9 protein-coding genes and 2 pseudogenes are annotated in these 11,144 nt (G+C 61.4%); 4 read left to right on the top strand and 7 right to left on the bottom strand.

Annotation, left to right across the window (positions count from 1 at the left end; all coding sequences use genetic code 11):
- Positions 1 to 441: pseudogene (locus tag P3T23_RS27095) on the top strand (polyphosphate kinase 2); the annotation flags it as partial.
- A 78-nt stretch (positions 442 to 519) separates the two neighbouring features.
- On the opposite strand, the gene P3T23_RS27100 reads toward P3T23_RS27095, so the two are convergent.
- Genes P3T23_RS27100 through P3T23_RS27110 form a run of 3 tightly spaced genes read right to left on the bottom strand, consistent with a single transcriptional unit; the run spans position 520 to position 3,200 of the window.
- On the bottom strand, positions 520 to 861 hold the full coding sequence (locus P3T23_RS27100; protein ID WP_429319177.1) for a hypothetical protein: 342 nt from the start codon (positions 859 to 861) through the stop codon (positions 520 to 522).
- Positions 861 to 1,778 (bottom strand): DUF2950 domain-containing protein, encoded by a 918-nt coding sequence (locus P3T23_RS27105; protein ID WP_429319178.1) that lies wholly within the window; start codon positions 1,776 to 1,778, stop codon positions 861 to 863. Before P3T23_RS27105 ends, P3T23_RS27100 begins: the two co-directional genes overlap by 1 nt.
- Before the next feature lie 12 nt (positions 1,779 to 1,790).
- Positions 1,791 to 3,200, bottom strand: coding sequence for a DUF3300 domain-containing protein (locus tag P3T23_RS27110; RefSeq protein WP_429319179.1), 1,410 nt, complete (start codon positions 3,198 to 3,200; stop codon positions 1,791 to 1,793).
- 745 nt (positions 3,201 to 3,945) lie between these two features.
- Between P3T23_RS27110 and P3T23_RS27115 the strand changes: the two genes are divergently transcribed.
- From P3T23_RS27115 to P3T23_RS27125, 3 genes are all read left to right on the top strand, one after another.
- Positions 3,946 to 4,203 carry an RNA recognition motif domain-containing protein gene (locus P3T23_RS27115; protein ID WP_429319180.1) on the top strand — a complete coding sequence of 86 codons (258 nt, stop codon included), beginning with the start codon at positions 3,946 to 3,948 and terminating at the stop codon, positions 4,201 to 4,203.
- Between the two features lie 177 nt (positions 4,204 to 4,380).
- A complete protein-coding gene (locus P3T23_RS27120) occupies positions 4,381 to 5,037 on the top strand; it encodes an amino acid ABC transporter substrate-binding protein (protein ID WP_429319181.1) in 657 nt (218 codons plus the stop codon).
- A 17-nt stretch (positions 5,038 to 5,054) separates the two neighbouring features.
- Positions 5,055 to 6,446, top strand: coding sequence for an SLC13 family permease (locus tag P3T23_RS27125; protein ID WP_429319182.1), 1,392 nt, complete (start codon positions 5,055 to 5,057; stop codon positions 6,444 to 6,446).
- Between the two features lie 738 nt (positions 6,447 to 7,184).
- On the opposite strand, the gene P3T23_RS27130 is transcribed toward P3T23_RS27125, so the two are convergent.
- From P3T23_RS27130 to P3T23_RS27145, 4 genes and pseudogenes are all read right to left on the bottom strand, one after another.
- On the bottom strand, positions 7,185 to 8,696 hold the full coding sequence (locus tag P3T23_RS27130; RefSeq protein WP_429319183.1) for a transglycosylase SLT domain-containing protein: 1,512 nt from the start codon (positions 8,694 to 8,696) through the stop codon (positions 7,185 to 7,187).
- A 332-nt stretch (positions 8,697 to 9,028) separates the two neighbouring features.
- Positions 9,029 to 9,811, bottom strand: coding sequence for an enoyl-ACP reductase FabI (gene fabI / locus P3T23_RS27135; protein ID WP_429319184.1), 783 nt, complete (start codon positions 9,809 to 9,811; stop codon positions 9,029 to 9,031).
- 31 nt (positions 9,812 to 9,842) lie between these two features.
- A complete protein-coding gene (locus P3T23_RS27140; protein WP_429319185.1) occupies positions 9,843 to 11,024 on the bottom strand; it encodes an acetate/propionate family kinase in 1,182 nt (393 codons plus the stop codon).
- A 4-nt stretch (positions 11,025 to 11,028) separates the two neighbouring features.
- Positions 11,029 to 11,133 (bottom strand): annotated as a pseudogene (locus tag P3T23_RS27145) (phosphate acetyltransferase); the annotation flags it as partial.
- Positions 11,134 to 11,144: the final 11 nt, after the last annotated feature.

The following is an 11,144-nucleotide window of genomic DNA, read 5'->3' on the forward strand; positions in this document are numbered from 1 at the left end:
TGCACCACCGAACAGGTGCAGGAATTTCTGCGGGCCGTGCCGCTCGTCGAACGCGCGATCATCCATTCCGGCGTCTTGCTGCTCAAATACTGGCTCGAGGTGAGTCCTGAAGAACAGACGCGGCGCCTCGAAGCGCGGATTCACGATGAACGCAAGATCTGGAAACTCTCGCCGATGGATCTCAAATCCTATAGCCGCTGGTATGACTACTCGCGCGCCCGTGACGAGATGTTTGCGATGACGGATACTGAGTTCGCGCCGTGGCATGTCGTGAGGTCGGACAACAAGAAGCGCGCGCGCCTGAACCTGATCAGTCATCTACTTGGCGCGATTCCTTATCATCCGGTCGCCCGCGAAGAGGTCTCGCTGCCGGCGCGACAGAAAGCAAAAGACTATGAGGAACCCGACTACCCATTCAAGTACGTCCCCGAGAAGTTCTGAGTGGTGTTGCCCGTTTTGCCGCGGCAACGCGCTCGACCATGCGCTTTCCCCAGGCTGAGCCAGATACCTGGGCTGGGTCTACCGCCCCATGCGACGGTCGTAGCTCTGCGAGACTCGGTGAAGCAGGTTTGGATCGCGTGCGTCACTGGAGTCGAATCGTACCTGTACGCTGCCATCAGACTGCTGGCGCACGCTAGCCGTCACGGTGCTGCTGTCGAATTTTCCAGCGATGGTGCCGCTCGCCGGATCCTGGACGGTGATGGACAGTCCTTCGTCGCGCATCGCACCCGCTGCGGCGGCGAACGAGCGGTCGTAGCTGGCTGGCGTCATCACCACGGTGCCGGCTGACGGGACCGGGTAGTACGTGCACGCCGACAGGGCGACGAGGGCACCGCAGGCTGCGGCAAGCGGAAGGCGCATCAAGGTGACACCTTTGCCCACCCGGGGCCGGGGTCGAACGACGTCATCGCGGCGGCCTTCGTTGCGCCATCGGGGCCAAGATCGCGCTCATAGACCTGCCCGTCGTGACTGACCAGGAAGCTCTTGATGCCGGTATCGTCGTAGTGAACGGGCCAGGCAACGACGGCGAATCCGCCAAACAGCTTGCCGTTCACGACATAGTTATAAGCCCCGCCCGGAGCATGAGGACCTTGCGAGGTGAGCAGCTTGTAGTGATAGCCGTAATAGCCTGCCTGGCCAGCGTTGCGTGCGCCCGCTGTCATGAAGGCAGACCCAAGCGGGCTCGGCTTGTCATCGGGGCCTGTCGGCCAGTAAAGGCCGTCCTGCTTGCCCGGTGTGCTCGAAAGTTTCGCCGCATACGCAAGCACGCCGCCTCCGTCGTGGTCCGTCTCGGCGTATTCGCGCTGTGCATCGTAGATAGCCAGCATCGTCTGGATGACGGCAAGCTCATTGCGGCCGATACGGCGCAACCGCATTTCCTCGGCTCCGGCCTGTGTGTCGAAATGCCAGCCCCTGGCTGTTTTCACGAGCGGGATGGGCAGCGTCCAGCCGTCGTCGCCCACCGCGATTTCGACGTGGTCGCTGTCCGTTGGCTGAATCGCATGTGACTTGTTCCAGGCGCTCAGGAAGCGGGTGCGGATTTCGGCGCCCGCCGGAGGGATGAGTTTGCGGAAGTCGTGACCGAGCAAAGCCCTTAAAGCGGCTTCGTCGTTATTGGCAACTGCATTGCCAAATGCGGTCATCGCCTCGTCCGGCGACTTGAAGTCCGTCTGCGCGTATGCAGCAGGCGGCGATCCGAGGCAGAGTGCCAGCGCAACCGTGACAGAACTGCCGGTCGCTGCGAGCCGGGCCGCAGCAAATCGTAGTGGTGACTTCATGCTTGTGTCTCCTTAGCGCCTGCCGCGTCCGCCGCCACCGCCACCGCCACCGCCCGCCCGCATTCCGCCGCCGCTCGGTCTGTTGAAGCTCGAAGACTGTGCGCTGGATCGGCCCCGGTTGAAGTCGCTTTGTGAGGCGCCACCGCCGCCCACGCCCTGGAAGGCACTGTCGCGGCCGCCACCACTGCTTGCGCGGTTGCCTCCAGCACTGGCCCGGTCGGACGCCGAGGCGCGATTGCTTACACCAGGCGAATTCGCGCCACCGCCGCGGTCAGCCAGACCGGCATTGTTCGCGCCGCCTGCGTTCGCGCCGCCTGCGCGGTTGGCCACACCTGGGTTGTTGGCGCCGCCTGCGCGGTTGCCCGCGCCCGCACCGTTTGCTCCGCCTGCGCGGTTGCCCGCGCCCGCACCGTTTGCTCCGCCCGCACGGTTGCCCGCGCCGGCCCTGTCGGCTACCGCGGCGCGGTCGGATGCGCCGCCGGTACGGCCACGGTAGTCACCGCGCGCATCGGCGCCAGGGACATTCTTCGCAAACTTCTCGCGGGACGCGTTGTCACGATAGGCGACACCCTGACGATGGCTTGCATCATGTTTCCACTTGCCGCCCTCAACCTTGGTGCGGTCGAAATTCCGATCGATATTGGCGGCCTTGTTGACGTTGATATTAACGTCACCGCCACCCCAGTTGCAGTTACCGAAGATTGCTCCTGCGGCGGCAAGGCCGACGCCCCAGGCGAGTCCGGTGGCGAGCGCGGCGCCGGGATAATAAGCCGGATACGGTGGCCAGTAAGTTGGAGGATAGGCCGGATAGCTCCACGCGCCGTACACGACGGTCGGGTTGTAGGCCGGCACGTAGATCACCTCCGGGTTCGCAGGTTCGATGCGCACGATGGTCTGTGTGGTCTGTGCGCCCGCCGGCGGCGGTTCCATGATTACATTTTGTTGCTCGTTGGACTTGAGGTTTCCCGATTCCTGCGCACGCGCGCGCAGTCGTTGCACCGCGTCGAGCACGTCCTTTTCCTGTGCGAGGAATGCGTCGCCGAGCTTCTGGGTCCAGTCGAGCTTGTCGCTCATTGGCTCGAGCGCTTGCGGAAACGCGACCATCGATTTCACGCTGACATCCCAGGGTTGGTCCTCCACGGCCTTCACCGCGGCATCGCCCTTGATGTTCGGATTAGCCTTGACCCAACGCGCGGCGTGCACAACTTCTAGCGGATAGGTCGAGGCGATCAGTACCTGGGATAACACCGAGTCCGGATAGAGCGCGATCGGCGCCACCAGCGCCTCGATCTCCTCCGGCTTGAAGGTCGGCTGCTGTGGTTGCGGCTGATTCTGGGCACTCACACCACTCGAACCCATCATCAGTGCCACGATCAACCACTTACCGACCGCTTGAGACAGCCTTTCACTCCACCGGGTCATAGCGGCTCCTCCCAACTGATCACGATGCCAGATGGCGTGCGCGTTTCTCGTTGCCGGGCACGGGTTCCTGCAGATGGCTGGGCCGGTTCATGACTGTTCGCGGCGCCGCTCTGTATCAATGTTAGACCATTACCGGCGTTTGAGGAGGGCGGCTAGGGGTTTTGTCTGCTGGGCCGGACGAACGATCTGGACGGAATGACTCAGACCATGCCCGATGCAGCTTTGATCAAGCGCCTGTTGAGGGTTTCCCCGTAAGTGTATGCAATGGGCTGATCGATGGAATTGCTCAAACAGGTCGACTCGGCTGCAAGGGATCAAACACGGTTTGGCTTTGTGTTCTGCGATGCACATGAGCACGCCGTAAGAACGATGAAGACCATGTGAACGGCAAATCAAGCTTGAGACGGAAGCCTCGACGCCGGCTGTAGATGTGACACTTCCTCATGACCGCGTGTGCACTCAAAAAGACCCGCAAGGCTGCCGCGCAATTAGCTTGTGTATTTGTGGCAACGCACTCTCGCAGTGAAGGAAACGGCCGGTCGTTAGCCGCTGAGCATCGCGAATGTAACCACCCCAAGGACAGCAGCAGGTAATTGGAATTTCACGCTGTGCGAACGTGCCGCGAACAGGAAAGTACCGAACTACAATGCAATGGCATCATTGAAAAGTGCGCTGGAAGCGGGTGTCGGGTGCAACGCGGGATGTCGGTAGAAAACCGCATATTGTGGCTCAGGAGGACTTCGCCATGGCTAATCTGTGGATAGGCAACATAGACGACGGTACGACCGACGATGAGATAAGGGAACTTCTGATCAGATATGGGTTGCCGCCATTCGACACCATCCAGCGTATCGAAGGGACGGGCGCACGTCCTGCCGTCCTGCTGGAATTCATCGGCGTGGATCACCATGCGCTGCGCAGCCTGCAGCCGCGCCTCCACAATCTGTTCTGGAAGAACCGGGTGCTCACGGTACAGGTCATGCCGGAGCGCGACGAAACCTGAAAGCTTCGGCCAGCGTTGGAGTATCGGTATCGGCCCCCTATCACCTGAACGAGACGACGAAACGTCGATGCGAACGCGACCAGGCGTGAGCGCCTGGCGAGGCGCATTGCACTTCTCGCGCGCAATACGACATGGACCCTGCTGCGCGAAGGGGCGCTCAAGGTCCAGTTCGCAGGCGTGCTGTTTTACGACAGCCAGGCGATTATGGTGCCGGGGCAGGGCCAAGGACATTCAGTTGCCTCGCTCAAGGGTGCCACGGTGTGCGTTCAGAAGGACACGTCCACCGAAGACCATCTGCGTGCCTACTCGGCAGCGAACGGACTGGACGTCAAGCCACTTGTGATGGATTCCGCGCCTGAACTGGAAAAGGCATTCTTCGCCGGGCGCTGTAGCGCCTACACGGCAGACGCCTCCAGGCTGACTGCGATGCGCCTGCGTGCACCAGGCGGCGCGACATCGTTCGTCATACTTGACGAACGGATCTCGAAGGAGCCACTTGGTCCGGTTGTCCTCGGCGATGACGCGCCCTGGCTGACTCTCGTGCGCTGGGTGCTTTTCACGCTGATCGAAGCTGAAGAACTGGGTGTGACGCGTCAGAACCTGCAGGCGCGCATAGGCGATCCCGTGGTTCGACAGGCGCTTGTTCCCGACGACACGGTCACCCGTACGATGGGTGTCGAACCCGGCTGGACACTGCGGGCTCTTCAAAGCGCGGGGAATTATGGCGAGATGTTTGACCGAAACCTCGGCGCGCAAAGTCCGCTTCGACTCCAGCGTGGAATCAACGGATTGTGGACGCATGGCGGCCTGATGTATGCGCCGCCGATGCGCTGAACGACGCGAGGCGAGTCATGAGTCAACTGCAGGTCTACATCGTCCTTGGCGTATTCCTGACGGTCATATTGTTGATCGCGTTCAACGTGATCGATATGGCCGTCGCGGCGCTTGTCGGCGTGAGCGTTCTGATTGCGCTGCGAATACTCGACGAACGGGACCTGATCGCCGCAGCCCGAACCGCTGCGGGTCCGATCAGCCTGCTGTTCGGCGGCATGGTGGTTGCGCGCATCCTGTCAACCACGGGTCTCTTCGAACTGGTCGGCGACCTGTACCTGCAAGCGACGCACGGCAGCGGCAAGCGCTTTCTGCTTCTGCTCATCGCGATTGTCTCGCCACTGTGCGCGTTTTTGCCGAATGCGACGACGGTCGTTCTGCTTGCCCCCATCATCATCCGCGTGGCCGTCGCACTAGACGTGGACATCATCGCGCCAATGGTGCTGACTGCGATCGTCAGCAACTCGGCCGGAATGCTGACGCTGGTCGGCGATCCGGCGACGTTTCTCGTCGGCAGCTCGATCGGCATGGCGTTTGGCGAATACCTGAGACGCGTCAGTCCAGGAGGGGTAGTCGCGCTCGTCGTCGTGGTACCGATGCTGCCGCTCTTGATGGGCAACGTGTGGCGGATCCAGCGGACCTTGCCACCGCGCGAGCCGCGCGCCCGGCTCAAGCGGCCCATCTACGCGGGCCTGTCGCTCGCCGTGCTGGCGATGATGATGGTGTTGTTCGTGTTCGGCGAGGAACTCCCCACGCGCATTGTCCCGCCGGCAGGGGCACTGATCGCCAGCTCGCTGGCGCTGCTGGTCGGCTATGCGGCCAAGGTCGAGCCGACCGATAGCGTGCTGCGCGACGTCGACTGGAAGACACTGGTGTTCCTCGCGGCCATATTTTGTCTGGTTCAGGCGATAATCAGAACGGGGTTGCTGCAGGTCGTGTCGCTCAAGCTCAATGAGCAGTTCGGGACCCAGTTGTCGCTTGTCGCCCTTGTGATGATTGCCGGGATTGGCCTGTTATCGTCCCTGCTTGCCAACGTCCCGGTTGCTGCGGCGTCCATCGTGATGGTCAAGGGATACCTGGTGGCGGCGGAATTCGTTCCCGACTCCGCGCTCTCCGACCAGTTCACACAGTGGCCGCCGGTCACCCATTCCGGTATTCGTCGGCATGATGTTCGGGGCGACGCTCGGTGGCAACGCTACGCTCATCGGAGCAGCGGCGAACATCGTATCGGCGGGCATCTGCGCCCGCGAGGGCAAACCCGTCACGTTCGCCTCCTTTCTGCGTTATGGACTGCCCGTGACGCTTGTGCAACTCACAGCGTCCGCGGTATTCGTGCTCGTGCTGGCACGCTTCACGCGTTGACACGGGCGGCGTCGACAGGGCGTGCGTACGGCAGCGAATGTGCTTATTGAACTTCGGATTGAAATTCACGCGAGACCTCGCGCACCATGGCAAAGCGGGGTAGAACGCTCCAGCTTTCGTTTGATCATTGTCCTTGCATCTCCGATATCCGTCCTGCGCCCGGACAGCACGATTCCGACATCACGGCTGTGCGATTTCGCGCCAGAATGTTTTTAAATGACTTAATGTTTCGATGACGTCCCCCTGTATGGCAGTCAGGAGAAGATCATGACCAGACCTTGCCCGGTTTTGCCGGCCGTCGCGGTAAGTCTTGTTGTTGCATTCGCGTATGAGCCTCACGTCATGGCACAGACAGGCACTCCCGGCATGAAACATATGCAGGATGCACAGCGAAAAGCCGAACAAAAGGCACGCGGTACACACACGGGCAGTAATACCCACGCAGAGCATCCCAAGGCCGGAAGCGCCGTAGCGGCATCCGCGCCCTAGGTTCCCGGACAATCAATCGGGTGGATCGGTGACATCGGATACGGACGCTCTGTAGGCCTCTGAAATCGGCGCTGCGAATTGCGCCCGTCGACACGGTACGTGCCGTGACCCCGGTCGGCGTTTTTCGCATGCGCACTGACAGCGCAACGGAATGGCCTGATACTGCCGGCACACTCGACCGTTCGCGAGCATCAACGGCACGCGCGGGAGGACTGCCGCGGGCTGGCCGTCTTATATCTGCGGCGCATGACGTTCGCCGCGCGAATCTGCCGGCTGGTTCGGTGTAAGACAGGCGCTCGTCAAGCGCCTGGTTTTTTGACCGTCTCGACAGCCTTATTCCTTGCGGCCCGTGCGTCGACGATCAATTTGTACGCGACATAGTATTTATAGATATTGCGTACATAGGTCGTGGTTTCGATGCCGATTTTGTCCGCAACCACGATTTCCACATTGTTGAACCACTTGTTCGGATCCAGTCCGCGCGCCGCTGCCTCCTTGCGCATTTTCGCAATATTTCCTGGACCGGCGTTATAGCTCGCGAACGCAAACAGTGTCCGGTTGCTTTCGTCGAAGTGTGCGTCGGGGAAATAGCGGGTCATCAGATGGTCCATATATTTGGCGCCTGCGTGAATATTGGACTCGGCACCCGAGATGCTGCCGACGCCCATTTGCTTACCGGTGGACGGCATGATCTGCATGATGCCGATCGCACCCACGTGGCTGCGCGCGCGCTGATTGAGTTGCGACTCCTGATAGCCCTGCGCGGCCAGCATCAACGGGTCGAAGCTGTACGCCTTACCGTACTTGGTGAAGAATTCGATCGTTTGCTGGAAGCGTTTGTCTTCTTCGCTGTTGGTGTTGTTCGAGATCTGTTTGATACGCTTCATGTACTGCGAAAGCCGGTAGGCCGCCACCCCCTCCTTCTTCACGAAATTCAAGTAGAAGTCGTTGAGGGCAGCTTGTAGCTGCGGACTATTCTTGCGGATGGCCCAGCCCACGTAGCTCTCCGTGCGAACGGCAAGATCGTCATGCACCTTGATGCGCGGCAGTACTTGAGCCCACATTTTTGCTTTCCAGTCGTCGACCACGACGATATCGATCAAGCCCGCGTTGAGCATCTCCAGTTTGTCTTCGTCTTCGAGCGCATCCGGCAGGAGGGTGAGTTGCATGAGCGGCTTGCCGGTAGCCTTGAAACGGCTGTTCAATGCAGTGAGGCTTTCGTAGTAGCTCGTTGACCTGCGCACATAGACCTGCTTTCCGGCGAGGTCGTCGAGCGTTGCAAGCGGTGGCGCCTTGGGGCCCGTCACGATCAGCTCGCGCATGGCTTTCCGGTCACGGGGCGCGACGAAATCAACGAGCTTCTCGCGTTCGGCAGTGACGGTCAGGTTGCCGGCGGATACGTCGCCGAGGCCAGCAACCAGATCGCCCAGAAGCCTGTCGCGCGTGGTGGGAATCAGGAAAATTGTAACGGGCCGATTGCCGAGCTGGCTGGCGTAGCGCTTGTTGATATAGTGCTCAAAGTCTCGCGCGAGCTCCGCCGACAGCCCGCGCTCGCGGCCTTTGTCGCTGAAATAAAGCGTGCGGCTATAGGGAACCAGAAAGCGGATCTGGCGTCGCTCGAGCATCGCATCGAAATCGCCGGTCCAGGGTTTGTTTGCGAGAGACAGCCCGCGTTTCTGAGCAGGAGGCGCAGCCACCGGCTGAGACGCGGGAGCAGCTGCGGACGTGGGCTGCGGCGGTGCCGCGTGTGCCGTTCCTGTGTACGCCAGTGCAAGGGCCAGCAACGCAATAAATCGACGCTTCGAGTTCATGGCGATCGGTCTCCCTGCGCGTTCTGCATACTCACTTTGAATTTTAGTTCGGATAGTCGCGAATCAGCCCCGTTGTGCGTGATGAGCCTGCGCCCTTGTCGAAACGGGGGACAGTGGGCTTCCTGCGCGGCCGTATGGGGTGCCGGGCGGAAAGGGCCAGCAAAGAACAGCGTTTTCGCGGCACTCGAGGCTCAAGGTTGTGGATGCGCCGCTGCAACTCGCCAGGCACAATGAACGCGGCATGCTGGAAAGTCTGCCGCATCGCCGACTGCGACCCAGATGTTGCCCCACCCATGGATGCAGCATGAGCGCTCGTTCATTGCCAGCGGCCGCTACGCCATGATGTGCACGCCCCCGTCTACGTAGACCGTCTCGCCCGAGAGCCGTCGCGCATAGGGCGTGGCGAGAAATGCGCAGGTGAATCCCACATCCATGATGTCGACCAGTTCGCCGAGCGGAGCGCGCTCTGCGGCCTCGTTAAGCAGCAGATCGAAATCCTTGAGGCCTGAAGCGGCGCGAGTTTTGAGCGGCCCCGGTGAGATGGGGTGGACGCGGATGCCCTTAGGGCCGAGTTCATAGGCCAGATAACGCGCAGAGGCTTCAAGTGCGGCCTTTACGGGTCCCATCACGTTGTAGTTCGAGACGACCTTGTTGGCCCCGTAGTAGCTCATCGTGAACATCGTCCCGCCGTCCTTCATCAGCGGCGCCGCCATTCTTGCCATCCGTATGAACGAGTGGCAGGAAATATCCATCGCTTTCGAGAAACCCTCTGCCGAGCAGTTCAACAAGCCGCCTTGCAGATCCTGCGCGGGCGCCCACGCGATGGAATGCACGAGCACGTCGAGCCGGTTCCACTCTGCTTCAATCCGCGCGAATACAGCCTCGAGATCGCCTGGCCGCGAGACATCGAGCGGCATGAATATCGGCGCTTCCAACTGGCGTGCAAGGGGCTCGACATACGCCCTGGCCTTGTCGGTGGCGTAGGTGATGGCCAGATCGGCGCCCAGTTCGCGAAAGGCCTTCGCACAGCCATAGGCAATGGAGTATTCATTGGCAATTCCGCAGACCAATGCCCTCTTGGCCTTCAGTATCTGACTTGGGATTGGGTCGGTCATGACGACGCTCCTTAACGGTTAATCCGTGGACTCAACGTGTTGTTGCGCTCAGTGTGTGGCGCGCGAGTATCGTCTCTTCGTTAGTGGGTATCACCCATACGGCGACCTTGCTGGTCGTCGTGCTGATGCGCGGGCCTCCGGTCTCGTTGGCCGCTGGATCGAGTTCGATGCCAAGCCAATCCGCTTCGCGGCACACGCGTTCACGTATGGCCGGCGCGTGTTCGCCGATTCCCGCGGTAAAGACAAGCGCATCGATACCTCTCGCCGCTGCAACGAGCGACCCCAGCTCGCGCCCAATGCGGTACGTGAACAGATCTACCGCGAAGCGGGCGCGCTCATCGTCGCTGGCAAGCAGCGCACGCATGTCGCTGGACAGGCCGGAAACGCCGAGCAGCCCCGACTGCCGGTACACGAGATCCTCGATAGCGCGTGCATCCATGCCGAGTTCGTCGATCAGGTACAGGATCACGCCAGGGTCGAGATTGCCGCAGCGCGTACCCATCGGCAATCCATCCAGCGCGGTGAAGCCCATCGTGCTGGCGACGCTGCGCCCGCCCACCGTCGCGCACATGCTGCTACCGTTGCCGAGATGCGCGACGACCGTGCGCCCCGACGCTGCCTTCGGATCGAACTGTGCGAGCACGCTGGCGATATATTCGTACGACAGGCCATGAAACCCATAGCGGCGCACGCCGCGCCCGGTGATGGATGCGGGCAGCGCGAACGCCTGCGCCACTTCCGGCTGCACGCGATGAAATGCCGTGTCGAAGCAGGCCACTTGAGGCAGATCAGGGCGAAGGTGCGCGATGATCTCGATGGGCTTGAGGTTATGCGGTTGATGCAGTGGCGCGAGAGGCGTCAGCTTTGCGAGGGCGGCGACCACCTCGGGCGTGATACGCACGGCCTGCGAGAAGTCCACTCCGCCATGCACGACGCGATGCCCGACGGCCACGAGCGTGTGTTCCGCGCGATGGCTGCGGAAAAAATCGATCAGATAGGCAATTGCGCCTGCATGCCCGAGTTCGACGCCGGCCTCCCAGGCATGCGCGCCGATCTCGGCGCCGTGCGTGTCTTCGGCCACAAAGCACGGCGCGGTGTAGAGGCCTTCGATCCGGCCTCGCAGCAAAAGTGGGTGAGCGTCGCTGCCCGCGTCGAACGCGCTGAACTTGATGCTGGACGACCCCGCGTTAAGCACGAGAATTACATCGGCCATGATGTCACCCCATCACCTTTGCGTTTTCGCGACGTGCCTCCGAGACCAGCACCGCGACTGCGCACGAAGCGAGCCGGGTGAGGATCGAGTCGACCCTGCTCGTCAGAATGGTGAACCTGC

The sequence above is a fragment of the Paraburkholderia sp. GAS448 genome (assembly GCF_050435685.1).
GTDB lineage: Bacteria > Pseudomonadota > Gammaproteobacteria > Burkholderiales > Burkholderiaceae > Paraburkholderia.

Bases quoted from the DNA above. Each gene is read 5' to 3' on its own strand.
- P3T23_RS27100 (WP_429319177.1), bottom strand. From the start codon at position 861: ATGCGCCTTCCGCTTGCCGCAGCCTGCGGTGCCCTCGTCGCCCTGTCG.
- P3T23_RS27105 (WP_429319178.1), bottom strand. From the start codon at position 1,778: ATGAAGTCACCACTACGATTTGCTGCGGCCCGGCTCGCAGCGACCGGC.
- P3T23_RS27110 (WP_429319179.1), bottom strand. From the start codon at position 3,200: ATGACCCGGTGGAGTGAAAGGCTGTCTCAAGCGGTCGGTAAGTGGTTG.
- P3T23_RS27115 (WP_429319180.1), top strand. From the start codon at position 3,946: ATGGCTAATCTGTGGATAGGCAACATAGACGACGGTACGACCGACGAT.
- P3T23_RS27125 (WP_429319182.1), top strand. From the start codon at position 5,055: ATGAGTCAACTGCAGGTCTACATCGTCCTTGGCGTATTCCTGACGGTC.
- P3T23_RS27130 (WP_429319183.1), bottom strand. From the start codon at position 8,696: ATGAACTCGAAGCGTCGATTTATTGCGTTGCTGGCCCTTGCACTGGCG.
- fabI (WP_429319184.1), bottom strand. From the start codon at position 9,811: ATGACCGACCCAATCCCAAGTCAGATACTGAAGGCCAAGAGGGCATTG.
- P3T23_RS27140 (WP_429319185.1), bottom strand. From the start codon at position 11,024: ATGGCCGATGTAATTCTCGTGCTTAACGCGGGGTCGTCCAGCATCAAG.